This is a genomic window from Flavobacterium suzhouense (genome assembly GCF_042684765.1).
GTDB lineage: Bacteria > Bacteroidota > Bacteroidia > Flavobacteriales > Flavobacteriaceae > Flavobacterium > Flavobacterium suzhouense.
This window is the reverse complement of record NZ_JBHUMD010000026.1, coordinates 169,857-188,404: the sequence shown is the minus strand read 5'-3', so window position 1 is coordinate 188,404 and position 18,548 is coordinate 169,857. Positions and strand designations below refer to the sequence as shown.

At 36.4% G+C, this 18,548-nt stretch carries 13 protein-coding genes; 5 read left to right on the top strand and 8 right to left on the bottom strand.

The features are described 5' to 3' along the window. Nucleotides 1-62: 62 nt before the first annotated feature. The gene (mnmE, locus tag ACFSR3_RS11590; RefSeq protein WP_379821133.1) at nucleotides 63-1,460 is read right to left on the bottom strand and encodes a tRNA uridine-5-carboxymethylaminomethyl(34) synthesis GTPase MnmE; all 1,398 of its coding nucleotides are present in this window, start codon (nucleotides 1,458-1,460) and stop codon (nucleotides 63-65) included. Between the two features lie 248 nt (nucleotides 1,461-1,708). On the opposite strand from mnmE, the gene ACFSR3_RS11585 reads away from it, so the two are divergent. The 3 genes from ACFSR3_RS11585 to ACFSR3_RS11575 all read left to right on the top strand — a co-directional run bounded on the left by ACFSR3_RS11585 (nucleotide 1,709) and on the right by ACFSR3_RS11575 (nucleotide 6,138). Then, on the top strand, nucleotides 1,709-3,337 hold the full coding sequence (locus ACFSR3_RS11585; protein ID WP_379821132.1) for a hypothetical protein: 1,629 nt from the start codon (nucleotides 1,709-1,711) through the stop codon (nucleotides 3,335-3,337). Between the two features lie 133 nt (nucleotides 3,338-3,470). After that, nucleotides 3,471-4,307 carry a universal stress protein gene (locus tag ACFSR3_RS11580; RefSeq protein ID WP_379821131.1) on the top strand — a complete coding sequence of 279 codons (837 nt, stop codon included), beginning with the start codon at nucleotides 3,471-3,473 and terminating at the stop codon, nucleotides 4,305-4,307. 52 nt (nucleotides 4,308-4,359) lie between these two features. Then, complete coding sequence (locus ACFSR3_RS11575) at nucleotides 4,360-6,138, top strand: MutS-related protein (RefSeq protein WP_379821130.1); 1,779 nt, start codon at nucleotides 4,360-4,362, stop codon at nucleotides 6,136-6,138. A gap of 160 nt (nucleotides 6,139-6,298) precedes the next feature. On the opposite strand, the gene ACFSR3_RS11570 is transcribed toward ACFSR3_RS11575, so the two are convergent. From ACFSR3_RS11570 to ACFSR3_RS11550, 5 genes are all read right to left on the bottom strand, one after another. Further along, on the bottom strand, nucleotides 6,299-7,321 hold the full coding sequence (locus ACFSR3_RS11570) for an LLM class flavin-dependent oxidoreductase (protein ID WP_379821129.1): 1,023 nt from the start codon (nucleotides 7,319-7,321) through the stop codon (nucleotides 6,299-6,301). 36 nt (nucleotides 7,322-7,357) lie between these two features. Continuing rightward, on the bottom strand, nucleotides 7,358-8,365 hold the full coding sequence (locus ACFSR3_RS11565; RefSeq protein WP_379821590.1) for an LLM class flavin-dependent oxidoreductase: 1,008 nt from the start codon (nucleotides 8,363-8,365) through the stop codon (nucleotides 7,358-7,360). Between the two features lie 34 nt (nucleotides 8,366-8,399). Beyond that, nucleotides 8,400-8,903 (bottom strand): peptide-methionine (S)-S-oxide reductase, encoded by a 504-nt coding sequence (locus ACFSR3_RS11560; protein WP_379821128.1) that lies wholly within the window; start codon nucleotides 8,901-8,903, stop codon nucleotides 8,400-8,402. Then, complete coding sequence (locus ACFSR3_RS11555) at nucleotides 8,896-9,897, bottom strand: bifunctional methionine sulfoxide reductase B/A protein (protein WP_379821127.1); 1,002 nt, start codon at nucleotides 9,895-9,897, stop codon at nucleotides 8,896-8,898. Before ACFSR3_RS11555 ends, ACFSR3_RS11560 begins: the two co-directional genes overlap by 8 nt. Nucleotides 9,898-10,135: 238 nt before the next feature. Further along, a complete protein-coding gene (locus ACFSR3_RS11550) occupies nucleotides 10,136-12,340 on the bottom strand; it encodes a bifunctional alpha,alpha-trehalose-phosphate synthase (UDP-forming)/trehalose-phosphatase (protein ID WP_379821126.1) in 2,205 nt (734 codons plus the stop codon). 80 nt (nucleotides 12,341-12,420) lie between these two features. On the opposite strand from ACFSR3_RS11550, the gene ACFSR3_RS11545 reads away from it, so the two are divergent. Both ACFSR3_RS11545 and ACFSR3_RS11540 read left to right on the top strand, forming a co-directional pair. Further along, on the top strand, nucleotides 12,421-14,220 hold the full coding sequence (locus ACFSR3_RS11545; RefSeq protein WP_379821124.1) for a glycoside hydrolase family 15 protein: 1,800 nt from the start codon (nucleotides 12,421-12,423) through the stop codon (nucleotides 14,218-14,220). Nucleotides 14,221-14,520: 300 nt separating this feature from the next. Continuing rightward, complete coding sequence (locus ACFSR3_RS11540) at nucleotides 14,521-15,597, top strand: mechanosensitive ion channel family protein (RefSeq protein ID WP_379821123.1); 1,077 nt, start codon at nucleotides 14,521-14,523, stop codon at nucleotides 15,595-15,597. A gap of 5 nt (nucleotides 15,598-15,602) precedes the next feature. Here ACFSR3_RS11540 and ACFSR3_RS11535 read toward each other — a convergent pair whose 3' ends face one another. Further along, on the bottom strand, nucleotides 15,603-16,841 hold the full coding sequence (locus ACFSR3_RS11535; RefSeq protein ID WP_379821122.1) for a cation:proton antiporter: 1,239 nt from the start codon (nucleotides 16,839-16,841) through the stop codon (nucleotides 15,603-15,605). A 159-nt stretch (nucleotides 16,842-17,000) separates the two neighbouring features. Beyond that, entirely contained in the window at nucleotides 17,001-18,512 is a 1,512-nt protein-coding gene (locus ACFSR3_RS11530; RefSeq protein WP_379821121.1) for a right-handed parallel beta-helix repeat-containing protein, read from the bottom strand. Nucleotides 18,513-18,548: the final 36 nt, after the last annotated feature.

Genomic DNA, 18,548 nt, shown 5'->3' with positions numbered 1-18,548 from the left:
TAACACATTAATTAAGAATTCATTAGGTGTTAAAAACTAAGATAAATCACTGTAAAAACATTTTACTTTCCGATGCAGAAATTAGCGAAAATATTACCAAGTAACTCATCGTTAGTTACCTGTCCGGTAATTTCTCCGAAAAAGTAAAGTGCCTGACGAATGTCTATTGCCATTAAATCGGCTGGCAGGCCTGACTGAAGTCCAAACTGTACTTTTTGTATTTCTTCCAGGGCTTTTAATAATGAATCATAATGACGTGTATTGGTCACTATAGTTTCGTTATTACGAAGCGCACCTGTATTTACAAATGAAAACAGTTTGTCTTTTAACTCTTCTACGCCGATATTTTCTTTAGCGGAAATAAGAAGTAGTTCAGGGATTACAGATAAGATTTCTTTTTTTTGCTCAGTAGAGAGTTTATCAGCTTTATTTCCAATGATTATTAAAGGTTTTAAAGGAAATTGATTTTTTACTTTTTCAATTTCAACTTTCAATAGGTCAAGAGAAGAACTGTCCGCTGTTAACTGATAACCGTCAACTAAATACACAACTACCTGTGCCTGTTCAATTTTTTCAAAAGTCTTTTTGATACCTATGCTTTCTACAACGTCCTTAGTTTCACGAATACCGGCAGTATCAATAAATCGGAAGCCTATTCCGTTTATTACCAGTTCATCTTCAATAGTATCACGCGTAGTTCCTGCTATATCTGATACAATGGCGCGTTCTTCGTTAAGTAAAGCATTCAACAAGGTAGACTTACCAACATTTGGTTCTCCTACGATTGCCACCGGTATTCCGTTCTTAATGACATTTCCAACAGCAAACGAATCAATTAGTCTTTTTAGTACGAATACAATTCGCTCAAGTAAATCTGTAAACTGAGAACGGTCGGCAAATTCAACATCTTCCTCTGCAAAATCAAGTTCAAGCTCTATTAACGAAGCAAAATTTAAGAGTTCTTCACGGAGTTTAGCTATTTCATTAGAAAAACCTCCACGCATTTGCTGCATAGCGATTTGGTGTGAAGCTTCATTATCCGACGCAATGAGATCGGCTACAGCTTCAGCCTGTGAAAGGTCAAGTTTTGCATTCAGGAAAGCCCGCAAGGTAAACTCACCTGCATTAGCCATACGGCAGCCTTTTCTTAATAGTAATTGTATAATCTGCTGTTGAATATATGTTGATCCGTGGCAAGAGATTTCCACGGTGTTTTCACCTGTATAAGAATTAGTGCCCTTAAATAACGAAAGTAGTACCTGGTCATAGGTTTTATTATCGTCTACGATATGGCCAAGGTGTAATGTGTGTGTTTTTTGTTTGGTAATATCTTTTCCGTTTACTGACACAAATACCTTTGACGCAATTGTAATTGCCTCCGGTCCTGATATTCTTATAATGGCGATAGCTCCTGATCCTGAAGGGGTAGCAAGGGCGACTATCGTATCTTGTAGTATCATCTTATATGATTTTTTGCAAAGATAAGCCTATTTACCGCACTTAATTTGTGCTTTGCCGCATTTTTTATGACAGTTGAAATTACCATAATATATTTGTCTCATCAAAACAGAATGGTCATGGAAAATAACATCTTTTATTCGGTTAGCATACATGTCCTTTTATTTAAAAAAGGAACTTGTAAAGAACAAGTTAAATGTTTTTTAGAAATTGTTCTAAATTGATAAATTTCGACAACTAAAAATTTTATATGAAAATTAATCTATTACGTTTTTCAGCTCTGGTAGCTATTCTTTTTATTGTATCATGTACACACGATGATGACAGACCTTCAAATGGTGGTATTGTTTTAAATAGTGACTCGCAAAACCTTACTGCACGAGTTAAATATGATAATGCCGGAGTATTATCAATGCGAGAAGAAGGAGGATCTTCAGACAGAACAGATCAGACTGCAGGTTCGCTACCACTTGTGTTGGTTGCAGAAGTTGCTCCTCCAAGCTACAACGGCACAACTTTAAAAGCTACTCATGTTGCCATTAATGGGAATTACGCCTATGTCTCTTACAATATTGAAGGTGAGGCTTATGGCGGAGCTATAGATGTAATTAATATCTCAAATCCTAACACCCCACAACTTGTGGTTCAGGCTATATTGCCTAACACCGACGTAAGTAGTGTTAAGTATGATAACGGTGTACTATATGTGGCCGGGGCAAGAAGCACAGCAGCCTTTCCAACGGCCGGGACCGCAGCTTTTTCAGGAATAATGCCGCTTAATAACGGTTTGCTTACTACAACACTTAATCAGGTATCTCTTGCTGGAAATACAGGAACTTCTGTTACATCTTCAACATCTAAGTATTATGCAGTTTCAGGAGATAACGGATCTCTTTATCAGCTTAATAAAACTTCAAATGCTGTTGAAATGACAATTCCTTTAGCTGATTTAAGAGCTGTAGGCTATAATGATAACAAAATAGTAGTACTAAGCGGAACTCAGGGAGTAAAAGTTTACAATGCTAATGGTTTGACTCAACTACTTTCGTTTTCTACATCTCAGGACGTAGCTGCAGCTAAAAGAACAGTTGATTTCATCGGAACAACATCATTACTTGTTTCTGAAGGTTATAATGGACTTGGAGTATATAATATTACTACAGGTTTAAAAACACAGACTATTCCTGTACCGACAAATGTATCAGGAGTTACTGCTAATGATATAACTACCAATGCAGTGTCTGTTAATAATGATAACGTATTTGTTGCCAATGGCGGAGCCGGTATGTACATATATAAAAATACTAACTCTGTTTTGAGTTTCCTGGGTTCAATTTCTCTAAGCGGAAACAGTTCTTGTAACTATCTCACAAGTTCAGGAGACTACATTTTTGCAGCTATGGGTAATGGTGGTCTTAAAATAGTTAAAATGGTTTCTGCAAGTTCAGGAACAGTAACAAACTGTACATCTTTTCCTCTTTATACAGGATCTAACTGGCTAAACGTAAATTCTGGTGAGACAAAACAATATCAAGGAGCAGCAGCACTTACAGGAGTAAATGTAAATGCCAATCTGACCTGGTGTGGATCACTTTCAGTTTCACAAGGGCTTAATGTAAATAGTGGCGGTGTATTTTATATGAGAGGGGCTTTAGCTCAGGGTTCAGTATTTAACCCATACAACTCATTAAATGTAAATAGCAATGCAACGCTGAAAATAGAAGGCTCGGTTGTAGTTTACGGAAATATGGTATTAAACAGTGGAGCTAAGCTTGAATTTGTAGGTTCTGGGTCATCAATAACAATCTTCGGAACCGTAACTAAAGGAAACAATGTTACCATAACCGGTACTTATGTTGATACTTTTAATAAACTATAATAAATTCGAAATACACAACAACGTTAAGGGCTGCCAAATGGCAACCCTTATTTTTTTAACAAAAAGCTCATGGTTGAAATGTAAGAAGCCTCGGTATTTTTTTGTAATTTTATAGTATACCAATACCGCTATTATGAAACAAATTCTTTTTCCAACAGATTTTTCTGAAGCTGCACAAACGGCATTCATTTATGCTCTCAGGTTTGCTGACTCCTTTGGGGCCGAACTGGTAGTGCTGCATGTATATGATTTGCCAATAGTTGAAACACCGCCGTTGCCGGAATCGACAAAAGAAATATTCGACATAGTGGAAATGAACCAATTTGAAAGCTTTAGGGAACAATTGCCCGAATTGCACAAAATTGCCGAGCGAAGGAACCTTGGACACGTAAAAATGAGAAATGTACTGCTTTATGGTGATCTTATTTATAACATAAACAAGGTTTGTAACGACGATAATATAGACCTGATTGTTATGGGAACTAAGGGAGCGAGTGGCCTAAAAGAAACCTTTATTGGTTCTTCTACGGCTTCTGTAATAGCTAATGCCAAAGTCCCAGTATTAGGCATACCTGCTGAAGCAGAATATCATCCGATAAAAAGTATCGCGTTTACAACTCAATACAAAGATAAAGACAACGACGCTCTTGCTAAAACACTTGAAATTGCTAAAAAATTTGAAGCATCGGTACTATGTCTTTATATCAAGAATGATGATGATCCGGAGGATATTGAGGAAAGAATCAATGAATGGAAAATATATTATCGAAGTGAAAAAATTGATTTCTTTAATATTGCCGGCGACCATATTGAACAAACCATACTTGATTTTATACAAAACCAACGCGTAGGGATGCTGGTTATGCGTACGCATAAACGTGGATTCTTTGAAGGACTTTTCCATCGCAGTCTCACAAAAAAAATGGCTTATCATAGCAAAGTACCTTTATTGGTATTTCATGAGGGCTAGAAGAAATATCCTGCCATTGCAGGATATTTAATTTTAATTGTGATGAGTGTGTATGGAGTTTTACGAAAAACGCAGAGAAGCTTTTTTACAGGATTTAAAAAGGCTAACTACCCGATATAATATTATTAGCACATCAAGATTGCTAATGGCGCTTACCTTTCTTGTTTTAGGCTATTATAGCATTAAATCTGACAGGCCCTTTTTCCTTTTATGCTGCATGGCATTTTGTATAGTAGAATTTGTTCTGCTAATGAATCGACATGTTCTTGTTCGTAATAAGAAATTACGTGCTGAGGCATTAGTAAAAATCAACAAGGATGAAATGGACTATCTTAATGGTATTTCAATTCCTTTCAATGATGGTGAAGAATTTGAAGACCATTTTCACCCTTATACCTTTGATCTGGATATCTACGGACGAAAATCACTTTTTCACAATCTTAATCGAACCAAAACCTATAAGGGCAATAAAAGGCTGGCTGATTTATTAAATAAATTACTTCCGCAAGGCACAATTATTCAAAATCAGGAAGCAGTAAGAGAACTGGCTAATAAAGCAGAATTCAGACAGGAGATTATGGCTTTGGCTATGGTAAAGCCTGATAATGAGGAAATTTACAATCAATTATTAAAATGGGCTGATGCCAGAACAGCCAAAATGTCTCCCATTGCTAATATATTATTATATACAGGACCTATAGCATTTATTTGTTTTTTTCTGGTATATGCAATTACAGGTAATGGTTTGTTTGGGGATGTAGTCGGATGGTGTTTTGGGTTTAATCTACTGTTTACATTATTACATTTAAAAACTATTAAGGCTGAAATAAAAGATATTACTGAGGTAGATGAAATAATTCATCACTATGGCCTTATAATTAAAGAGATTGAAAGCCAATCTTTTGAATCAGAAAAATTGAAAGCTTTACAAAATATCTTTATCAATGATAATAAAAAAGCTTCAAAAGAAATTAAAAGGCTTGCGGTACTTTTTTCCAGGCTGGACAGTATAAATAACCTGCTTGGGGCTTTACTTTTTAACGGAGTCCTTTTATTTCATCTGAATTCTCTCAAAGCCTTATGGAAATGGAAAAAGCAATATGCAGATAGCATAGTTGTCTGGCTGGACACCATTGCCGAAATAGAAGCTTTAGGAAGCTTTGGAAATTTGTATTACAACAATCCTGAATTTGTTTTTCCCGAGCTCAATTCTGATTTTAAAATTGAATTTCAAAACCTGGCTCATCCACTTCTAAGAAAGGGAAAAAGAATTGGGAATGACATTAATTTTGATAAAAACTTTATGATACTCACAGGCTCTAATATGTCGGGTAAGAGTACATTTCTACGCAGTTTGGGAGTAAATATGGTGCTTGCGGGAGCTGGCGCTCCAGTATGTGCAGAAAAGGCTATCATTCATCCATTACCAGTATTAGTTTCAATGCGATTGTCTGATTCGCTTTCTGATAATGAATCATATTTCTTTGCCGAAGTAAAACGGCTTAAATACATTATCGATGCACTTGCTAACAACAGAGCTTTTGTTTTACTTGACGAGATATTGAAAGGAACTAATTCTGATGATAAACATAGTGGTACTATTAAGGTAATTGAAAAAATGCTCGCTCTTAAAGCAATAGGATCCATTGCAACTCATGACATAGAAGTTTGCAGTCTTGCTGATACGCATCCTGAAAAATTAGTAAATCGCTGTTTTGAGGCCCAAATAGTAGATAATGAATTATACTTTGATTATCAGCTTCGTGATGGAGTTTGCCGAAACAAAAGCGCAACCTTTTTAATGACGAAAATGGGTGTTATTGATAAGTGAAATATTTATTTTTAGCACCTCCTACATATTCAAGTGACAGAATACTTTATTCTCACGAGATGTCTAAAACATATCTGAACCATCAGAAATATAAGTTTCTTATTATGATAACACAAAAAAGGACCGCCTCAAAAGTGAGGCAGTCCCTTATAATTTTATGTTATCGCCAGCCTAGTGCCGGAGCCACATGCTCCATTATAGCTGACAATACATGTACATTATAATCAACACCTAATGTGTTTGGGATGGTAAGTAATAAAGTATCAGCTTCTTTGATAGCTTCATCCTTAGCCAGTTCCTTAATTAGTTTATCAGGTTCGTCGGCATAGCTCTTTCCAAAAATGGCACGCTTGTCACTTTCTATATAGCCAAAACTATCATCTCCCCTTCCCTGCTGACCGAAATAATAGCGATCCTGATCGTTTACCAATGCAAAAATCGAACGACTTACCGAAACTCTTGGTTCGCGCTGATGACCGGCATTTTTCCAGGCCTCTTTGTACATCCTGATCTGTTCTGCTTGCTGAATATGAAAAGGTTTACCGTTTTCATCATATTTTAGTGTCGAACTCTGAAGATGCATACCCTGTTCAGCAGCCCATACAGCTGTAGCATTAGAAGCAGCGCCCCACCATATTCGCTCGCGCAATCCTTCAGAATGCGGCTCAAGACGTAATAGCCCAGGTGGATTAGGGAACATAGGTTGCGGATTTGGTTGTGCAAAACCCACACCATCAAGCCTTTTTAAAAATTCCAACGCTTTTTTACGTCCCATATCTGCATCTGTATCTCCACTTTCAGGTTCATAGCCAAAGTAACGCCAACCGTCAATAACCTGCTCCGGTGATCCCCTGCTTATGCCCAACTGCAAACGACCTTCTGAAATAAGGTCGGCAGCACCTGCATCTTCCACCATGTATAATGGGTTTTCATAACGCATATCAATTACACCTGTACCAATCTCTATTTTGCTGGTTTTTGCACCAATAGCCGAAAGCAATGGAAAAGGCGATGCTAACTGACGGGCAAAATGATGTACCCTAAAGTAAGCACCATCCAAACCTATTTCTTCAGCAGCTACTGCCAAATCAATAGATTGCAGCAACGTATCACTCGCTGTACGAGCCTGATAAGACGGATGATTAGCCCAATGTCCAAATGATAAAAATCCTATTTTTTTCATAGATATCTTTATTTTATATCAAATATACACATCCTGTTAATTATTTCGTTCCTTCAATATTTCAGACAATATGCTATAGGATTTTATCCTATCCTCATGTTTGTGCATATTAGATACTACCATTAGTTCGTCTACACCGGTTTCACGAAGAAATCTGTCTAACTGTTTGGCTACAGCCTCTTTTCTACCCACAAAAGAGTATTTAAGCATCTCACGTACTGCAGGATTATGCTGAATCATCATCAGTTCATCAGTCATTTCCATCGGCGGTTGTAAAGGCTCTCTCTTCCCTGTCAGTATACCAAGAAACATACGGATAAGAGAAGTGAAATTGCGTTCTGCCTCGTCATCTGTATCAGCAGCGATCACATTAACACCTGCAATAGTATATGGTTTTGCAAGATATTCTGAAGGCTGAAATTCTTTTCGGTATATATCAAGAGCCTCATGCAGTAATCCTGTGGCAAAATGGCTTGCAAAAGCATATGGGAACCCCATTTTTGCTGCAAGATGTGCACTATCCAGGCTTGAGCCTAAAATATAAAGCGGCACGCCAACACCCTCGGCTACAACAGCACGCACCTGAGACCACTCATTTTCTGTTGAGAAATATTTTTGTATTTGTTCAATTTCGCTTTCAAAATTATGTACCGCTTGCATCCTATCACTACGTATAGCATGTGCAGTAATCTGGTCGGTACCCGGTGCCCTACCCAGTCCTAAATCAATCCTGTCAGGGTAAAGTCTTCCGAGTGTTCCAAACTGCTCTGCTACGATAAGTGGCGAATGATTTGGCAGCATTATACCTCCTGAACCTACTCTGATGCTTTTGGTATGTCCTGCTATATGACCAATTAATATGGATGTTGCCACACTGGCCACGTGAACCATATTATGATGTTCAGCAAGCCATAATCGGCTGTATCCCATATCCTCCGCTTTCCTGGCAAGGTCTACACTGTTTTTAAATGTTTCTTCTATCGAAAGGCCACTCGATACTATCGCAAGTTCCAGTATTGAGTATGCCGTTTTTTTATTTGTTATTTCCATAATATAATACACATCTGACTATAAATTATTACAGATGCTTTAGTTTATCATTATTAGCAACGTTAGAAAACCGTTCCATAATGAGTTTTAATTTAGGTGTTATATAACGTTCGCAAAAAGGTTTTCGTGGGTTACTGAAATAATAATCCAGTAGTTCATCCCTACTAAGCGAAAACTCCTTGAATGGTAAAACCATAGTTACAAAAGGTTCATTAAATTCAGATTGTAAGGTCTCTATAGTTTGCATTACAATTTCAGCGTCATGATCATCAAATGTGTAAATAGCTGAACGGTATTTACCTCTCATGGAATGTTGTGATGTACTACTATGTGTATAGAGATGGATTGCAATCAGTGTTTCAAAAGAAATAATACTTTCATCGAATTCGATAATTACTCCCTCCGAAAAGGAAGAATTATTTCCGGTAGAAGCTATCCATCCCTGCTTTACAGACTGAACGCCCTTTAAAGAAGAAAATACTGCTTCAGTACACCAATGGCAGCCTCCTCCAAAACCGGCTTTTTTAAACATGATCATTGTTCATCTCCTGCTCTGTATCTTTAAGCCTGCTTTTAAATAGCTCCCTGAACTTCCTTAATTTAGGATCGATGACAGCCTGACAATAGCCTTCCTGAGAATTGTTAGCATAATAGTCCTGATGATAATCTTCAGCTCTATAAAAATAGTCTAATGGACTAACTTCAGTTACAATAGGCATATCATATGCTTCCTGCAACTCAGAAATAATCTCTAAAGCTGTAGTTTTTTCATCTTCATTCCTGTAGAAAACAACACTCCTGTATTGCGTTCCTACATCGGCACCCTGCCTGTTAAGAGTAGTAGGATTATGAGTACTTAAATGTATACGAAGTAAATCTGCATAGGAGATTTCATCAGGATCATAAGTTACTTCAACAACTTCTGCATGACCGGTCAGTCCACTACACACTTCTCTATACGTAGGATTTGTGATCTTACCGCCACTATACCCACTTTCTACTTTTAAAACTCCTTTAAGCTGTGTAAAAACTGCTTCCGTACACCAAAAACAACCGCCTCCAAAAGTTGCTTTTCTTTCGTTGTTTTCTATTTTTTTAAGGGCTACGGCATTCATACAATATCGTAGTCCGCTTGGCTCAGGCCCGTCGGGAAAGACATGTCCCAAATGAGCATCACAGGTATTACAAACGGTCTCTATACGTACCATTCCATAACTTATATCTTTAGTATAAGCAACAGCATTTTCGGTAGCAGGTTGTGTAAAGGAAGGCCATCCTGTACCGCTTTCAAATTTTTGATTAGCATCAAAAAGTAAAGTACCGCAGCAAACACAGGCATACTTTCCGGGTTCAAATAATGAACACATTTCTGAGCTATGGGCACGTTCTGTACCTTTTAAACGTGTTATCCTGAATTCTTCAGGTGAAAGCAGCATCTGCCACTCTTCATTTTTCTTTACAATTTTTTTATCCGGCACAGGATTACCTGTACTGGCAAATCGTATAACATCAATCCATTTTAGCATTTTAAATTTCCTTTCTTTTTTACTTTGGATTACACACTATTAGACATAAAAAGTATGCCAAAAAGCTAAAATGATATTATATCTAAAAAACCCGTCCTTTTGTCATGTATAAACTGTTATAAGCACATCATTATTTGTCCGGAACTTATTAAAACTAAACAAACAACCGTATCTACAGACACTATGACGAATTGCAGAGCATTCATTAATAAGGTCAGCTTAATAATATAGTTTTATGCTAACACAATGATTTTAGCATTTCACGCACCTCTTCAAAGTTTTTTACAAAATATCTTGCTGCAGTTTTACTAGTACCAACCTTAACAGTATAAGCCTCTACAGGTAATTCCTCAAACATAAATTCATCAGTCCAGTCATCACCTATCGACAAAATAAAATCATATTTTGTGTCCGCCAGTAATCGTGCTGCAGCTCGGCCTTTATTCACGGAATCACTTTTTATTTCCAGAACTTTGTTACCCTCCAGCAGTGAAAGTGAGCTGCTTTCAAGTGTTTCAGTAAGCATATGTTTAATTTCCTTTATACGGAATTGAGCCAGTTCGGCATCCGAACGACGATAATGCCAGGCAAGTGAATATTCTTTTTCTTCTACAAAAGCTCCAGGGGTACAATCTGAAAAATTTTCTAAAATAGGCTTAATATTTTTTTTCCAGTCACCATCAGCTTTTGCAAGACGTGTCCAGCTTTCACTTTTTCTTCTTAACCATACACCATGGTCTGTAATTATTGTATAGTCTTTATGTCCAAACCAATTTTCTAAAGTAGCACGATCCCTTCCGCTGATTATAGCAATTTCTGTATCTTTATGTTTAGCCAGACAATCAAGATAATTATAGAGTTCCTCATCGGGACTAGCATCTAAAGGATTGTCTTTAAAACCTACCAAAGTCCCGTCATAATCAAGGAGTAATAATTTTTTACCGGATTTGGAATAATGATTTTTCACCATTTCATTGTCACCATCAGTATATCTGTCCGGAAAAACAGGGGCAATTTGTGATTTAATTTCTGTTAGAGAGTTTATAAAAGCATTAGCCCATGTTTCTACATTATGCTTCGACACCCCTTTTTGTAGCGCTGCGAGTCTTATTGCCTGTTCTTGTTCAGGCATTTCTAAAGCAGTTTTTAAGCTATCCGCAAGCTGCTCAAAATTGTTTGGATTTACCAATAATGCCTGATGCATTTCTTGTGCTGAGCCAGCCATTTCACTTAAAATCAGTACGCCATTACCATCAATCCTGGTAGCAACATACTCTTTAGCCACAAGATTCATACCGTCTCTTAAAGGCGTAATCATAGCTACATCTGAAGAGGCATAAAGATCTACAAGATCATCAAATTGCATTGAACGATAAAAATACCATATTGGGGTCCAGTTTACTGTAGCAAATTGTCCGTTAACCCTACCTACCAATTCATCCGTTTCACGTTTAAGGTGTTGGTATTGCATTACTTTCTCCCTTGAAGGAACAGCAAGCATTAACAAACGAACTTTACCTTTAAACTCAGGATACTTATTTAAAAAATACTCAAATGCCTTTATTCGGTTAGGTATTCCCTTTGTATAATCCATTCTGTCTATAGAAAGCACAAGTCTTGATTCCATGTTATTAGAATTATGCTGTTCAATGCTTTTTCTGAGTTGTGACTTTGCTTCCTCCGGTCTTGCAGCATGTTCTATTGCAGCGGAATGATATCGGTCATAATCAATGCCCATAGGGAAAAAGTCTACCTTTACAGTTCTATCTCCATAATTAACTTCATTGAAATGCACATCAAGACCTGCAAGTCTTGATGTAGATGAAAGAAAATGTCGAACATAATCATAGGTATGAAAACCTATTAGGTCGGCTCCTAATACGCCGTATAAAAGTTCATCCCTCCACGGACAAGTACGAAAAAGCTCAAATGAAGGAAAAGGGATATGGAGAAAAAAACCAATTGTAAGGTCCGGACGCTGTTCCCTTAATAATTGAGGCAATAAAAGAAGCTGATAATCATGTATCCATACTGTATCACCTTCTTCGGCATGCTTAATGACAATTTCAGCAAATTTGTTATTAACCATTTTATACGAATCCCATTGTTCAAGTTCAAATTCTGTATAAGCCTGAAAATAATGAAACAGTGGCCAAAGTGCCTTATTACTAAAACCATGATAATAATTTTCAATTTCATATTCCGTAAGCGGTACCCTGATACATTTATGTGCGTCAAGTGCTTCGTCTACCTTTTGGGATTGAACCGGCGTTAACTCATCTTCGGTAATTCCTGACCATCCTACCCAAATGCCATTACCATCAGAATGGATGGATTTTAAGCCAGTAGCTAATCCCCCAACGCTGCTTTTTATGTGCATTTTTTCATTTTCAAATTGTAATTCGATTGGCAGACGGTTAGAAACTATAATTGTTTTATTCATCAAAAGTATTTTGGATTAATAAGTCGATTTTTGTAAATTTAAAAAATTGAAAGCCTAAAACCTATCCAAATAAACATTTTATGACTAATTTAAATTTCGGCATAATTGGTAATTGCCGCAGCGCAGCATTGGTTTCTAACAAAGGGTCTATTGATTGGTGCTGCTTACCAGAGTTCGATTCTTCTTCAATTTTTGCAAAACTTCTCGATGAAAAAATTGGCGGTAGTTTTAGTATACAAACTACTGATGATTATAAAATAAATCAATATTACATGGAAGATACCGCAATATTGATTACCAAATTTGACAATGGCAAAGATGCTTTTGAAATTATTGATTTCATGCCCCGATATGGAGAAGAAACCAAAGGTTTTTATTCGCCTCCTGAAATAATACGCTATCTGAGACCCGTTTCAGGAAATCCTTCCTTTTATGCTAAATATGATCCTAAACTGGAATATGCCCTTGAAGAAACAAGAAGTTATGTAAAAGAAGATTTTATTATAAGTGTTACTGATAACAAGAAATTCGATTCAACATTCTTATATACAAATCTGGATAAGAATAAAGTACTTTCTGAAGAAGAAATATTTCTTACTGAAGAAGCTTTCTTTCTTCTTACTTATAATGAAAAAATATTTGTGCCAACACTAAAAAAAGTTGAACTTGAACTCCAACGAACAAAAACATATTGGCTTAACTGGAGTGAAAGAACAACAACATATAGCCGCTATGCACAACAAATATCCAGAAGTGCCATAACACTCAAACTATTGTCTTATGAAAAAACCGGAGCTGTATTAGCTGCTGCTACAACATCTTTACCTGAAACCATTGGAGAAGTTCGTAATTGGGATTACAGGTTTTGTTGGATCCGTGATGCATCGATGGTTGTCAAGGTTGTTCACGAACTTGGCCATTATGAGATGGCACGTGATTATCTTCGTTTTATTATAAGCCTTGTTCCTGATAAGGATGAGAAACTCCAGATAATGTATGGCATAAACGGCGAAAAAAAACTCACCGAAGAAACTCTTGATCATCTCTCAGGATATTATGATTCAAAACCTGTGCGAATAGGAAATGCTGCCTATTCACAACGCCAAAATGATATTTATGGGATCCTGATGGATGTAATTTACCAGCAACTTACACATTTTAGCAATAGTATTGAAAATGGGGAGGAATTATGGAATATTACTAAAGGTGTAGTATGGGTAGTACAACAGCACTGGCAGGAACCCGATAAAGGAATATGGGAATTCCGTACAGAAGAGCGACATTTTACATTTTCAAAAGTATTATGCTGGACAGCTATAGACAGAGCAATAAAAGTAGCTTTATTACTTGACAAAAAGGCCAAAGCCCAAAAATGGATACCTCTGGCCGATGCCATAAAAAAAGATGTTTTTGAAAATGCCTGGAATAATGACTGTAATGCTTTTACCCAATCTTATGGTTCTTCAGATCTCGATGCTTCTGTATTATTAATGGAAAACTATGGAATAATTGAAGCTTCCGATCCTCGTTATATCAGCACTGTTCATGCCATTGAAAAAGAGCTAAGTCATAAGGGCCTTTTATACCGTTATAAAAACAAAGACGATTTTGGATTACCATCTTCTTCTTTTACGATATGTACGTTTTGGTTTATAAACAGCCTTTATAAGATTGGTGAAGGTAAAAAAGCCCTTGCTCTTTTCGATCAGTTATTGTCTTATAGTAATCATCTGGGCCTTTTTAGTGAGGATATTGATTTTGAAACTAAAAGACTTTTAGGCAATTTCCCGCAGGCCTATTCTCATCTTGCCCTGATAGAGACAGCAATTAATCTTTCAAACGTTACAAATGAAGAACGCATAAAAGATGCTTTAAGCTAAAATTTACATTATCAATCGTAACTATTCCGTTCTGAACATAATAATAAAGATTTAACCAGCGATGGTTTGCAAACCCATAAATAAAAGCCTATATTCGTAATTACATACCGGCACCGTAACAATATGCCTATTTTACCGTGCATGTGCATTCGCCATTTTGGCCACCCCGATTACATTGCTAATCATTTTTCCTCGAAGGTTAATCATCGCTCATGTCAGGCATTACTCCCATATTATATTTGGGTACTATTGCTATTATTATAAAACCGGTACTATTTATTATATAAAAAAATAAGAAGTATGAACGAGTTTTTAGACAACATTTTTCTGGGAAACACTATTTATAACTGGCTTATGGTAATAGCCATAATAGTTATAACATTTATTGCCCTGAAAATATTTAAGCATTACATTTTCAGAAGGCTTAAAAAATGGGCCGCCTCTACCTCAACTACCTGGGATGAGTTTCTTTTAGGTATTATCGAAAAAAGCGTCTTCCCACTACTGTACATAACTACAGTTTACTTCTCTATTCAAACCTTAAATTTACCTGAAAAGCTTAGTAATGTTTTGCATGTGGCATACATGATGGCAATCACATTCTATATCATTAAAATTGTAATTGCTGCTTTTAAAAAATTCGTATTTTCTTTTATTCAACGGGACGAGGACAGCGAAAGCAAAGAGAAGCAGGCAGGTGGACTTATAGCTATTGTAAACATAATAATATGGATACTGGGTATAGTCTTTTTGATAGATAATATGGGTTATAATGTGACTACAATAATAGCCGGTCTTGGGGTTGGAGGTATTGCAATTGCTCTTGCTGCCCAGGCAGTACTCGGCGATCTGTTTAGCTACTTTGTAATATTCTTTGACCGCCCATTTGAAATTGGTGATTTTGTAGTTATAGATAACGACAATGGTGTTATTGAGTATATTGGTATCAAAACTACACGAATAAGGACTCTTAATGGAGAACAGTTAATTTGTTCTAATACAGATCTTACAAACTCACGCTTGCATAACTTTAAGCGCATGCAAAGAAGAAGGATAGTATTTTCTCTTGGTGTAACTTATCAAACCACTGCAACACAACTTGCGCAAATTCCCGAACTGGTTAAAAATATCATACTTAATACATCAAACGTAAGTTATGACAGAGGACATTTTTCGGGCTTTGGTGACTTTAGCCTTAATTTTGAATTCGTTTATTATGTCGAAGCACCGGATTATAATGTGTATATGGATAGTCAACAGGAAATATTCCTGAACATATTTAAGTCATTCGAAAAAGAAGGTGTTGAATTTGCATATCCTACCCAGACAATTCAAATTGACGGACTTCAAAAAGAAAATGTCTTAAAAAAATCCTGAGAGCATTATTTTTCGCTCAGTCTCTTTGCCAGTTTACCAACGGTTAATCCTTGTAAAAGAATACTGAACACCACACAGAAGTAAGTTGCTATAACAAGCATATCCTTAGCTTCTCCGGCCGGAAGTGAAAGTACTAATGCTATAGACAGGCCTCCTCGCAGCCCACCCCAAATAATAATTTTGGTCTCATTGTTGGTAAACTGTATCAGCCTTTTAAAGGTTAAAGCAGGGATCCAGATTACAATAACCCTTGCAATGAGAACAACTAAAACAGCTAATAAACCTATTAAAATATGTGCAGTTGTAAAATCGATAAATACAAGTACAAAACCAATACTGATGAATAATACCGCATTTAATATTACATCAATCAGTTCCCAAAATTTATGCACATATTCCTGGGTTCTGTCACTCATGGATGCTTCCCTTTTATAGTTGCCTACCAATAACCCCATAACAACCATTGCTAATGCGCCGGACAAATGGAAATAATTGCTCAGGGCATAACCGGACATTACAAAAGCAATAGTCAGAAGCACTTCTGTTTCATAATTATCAATGCTCTTTAAGAGATAGTGTAATGCATAACCAAGCGCAAGCCCAAACAGCATTCCTCCTACAGCTTCCTGCAGGAATAAAACACCGAAATGCCCAAAATCAATATGATCGTTTCCTAGTTTTAACGTTTCAAAAAGTGCCACAAAAATCACCACACCTATTCCATCATTGAATAATGATTCACCCACAATGGTTGATTCTACCTTTTTCGACACATTAGCTTTTGTCAAAATGCCAAGCACAGCTATAGGATCCGTTGGTGATATTAAGGCACCGAAAATAAAACAATGCAGCAAATCTATCTGGGCATCCAGTAATCCTGATACCCAAAAAATTGCACCACCAATAAGAAGCGTTGAAAAAACTACACCAAGAACTGCAAAAAAAGTTATAGGTCTGAGCTGGAGTCGTATGTCTGTCCATCGGGTATGCAGTGAACCTGCAAAAAGCAAAAAGCCCAGCATTACGTCCAGTATCACATTGCTTAATTCTATCTGTGCCAGATAAGCTCTCGTTTCCAGATAACGCCCCGAATCCCACCATCGTTCACTTAAAATCACCAAAGACAGAATAGTAGACAAGAAAAATAGCCCTATAACAAAAGGCATTTTAATAAAACGGTGATTGATATAAGCAAATGCTGCAGAAAGACTTATCAGCGCTACAAGTATAAGATAGATATTCATTGAATATAGTTAAGTTTGGTAGTACAATATACGATAGAGTTACTTTAAATTCTTATACCAATAAAAATTTTAGATAACTATACTTAAATTACACAAATTTGACGAGTCCTAAAATAGGCAGAATATTTTAGGACTTGTCAGATACTATATTAATGTAAATTAAAGACTTACTACAGGTATAAAATCATTATTAGAAGCATTGTTGCTTATTATCATAGGGCTTGTCATATCGGGTGGTAATTCAGAGCAATTATTCATGCTAAAAATCCTTTTTGCGCCAGGCTGCTGCAATACATTTATATCACAATTTTCTGTAGTCCAGTTTTCCCATTTTCCATCGATATGATTCCAGGTGTCAAACCCAACCTGACAAGATATCGCTCCACAGTTTAGATATACAGTGTCTTTTGCATACATATCTACAAAAGGTTTTCGAGGATCCGGTGCCCATCCAAACCCTATTCCGTAACCATATTTATCATAATTATTGGTTGGGTTTCTATTCTCGTCAAATACCAAAACATTATTGGCAACACAAGATTCAAAAGTAATATTGTTGCCGCCGGCACTAAAACCGCAACTCTGCTTATCCTGCGGAACTATTGCGAATATATTTTCGACTACACTAAATTTTACAGTTATATTATTACCATAAACTTCTAATCCCGTTGCTTTTGCTCCGGTATTAACAGGAGCATCTCCGTCTAGTATACCTGTAGCCCTAAAAGCAGTAACAGTAACATCATTTGAATCAAAAATAGACATCCCATGACAATCATCACAACATCCTCTTAAATTGGTGGCGGTACAATTTTCATAATGAAGATTAGAACAGGCAGTAGGTAAAAATCCTAAAACAGTATGCCCGAAAGTGGTAGTTTTTCCTAATGGATTGGCTTGATAATGGGATCTGAATTCAGACGAATGGCAATTAAACGTTGTAACCTTCTTACATCCTTCGACATAACTAAAACCTGTTACAGTTCCATCAAGATTAACCAGATTATTTACATAATTATTAGATATTGTAGCATTTGTCGAAGCAAATAACTGTATCCCTGCATAGGCAGGCGATGTAACCTTTACACCAGTAACGGTACAACGGGTAATATTAACGTAGTTAGAAAATTCAACATAAATACCTGAAGCTGTTACCAGCGGATCTGTCCCAAAATAAGTATATTCAGATCCTTTAACTGTTACATTTACGATATTTAAATTGCTGGTTAAACCTACACTAATACCGTGAAGTGACATATTAACCAACTCACCATTCTGAATTGTAATATTATTGCAACCTTCAAGAGAGCCTGCATTTATTCCAACAATTTCAGCAGTATGATCTAAAGATACTGCGGTAATCTTATGTCCGTTTAAATCTAAGACTACATCGCTACATGTAATGTTAATAGCTATACTTTTTTCATTTGTCCCGGGAAGCCAAATTATATCTTGTGTAAGATAATAAGTCCCGGGTGTATTAATTTTTATTCCGTTGGAAGGAATAGTATTGATATCATTTGTAAGCTGGATTTCTGCTCCTTCTCCAAACAAATGATAAATTATCTTTTTTGCCTTAGCATCAAATTTCTTTATAATTTTTTCAAGAATGACCTCTTCACGGTGTATACCATTAAAAATCTTCTTTACAATAGTTTCTGGATTTGTCATATTTTAAGTTTTTAGTTGTGGTATAAATCTGCTAAC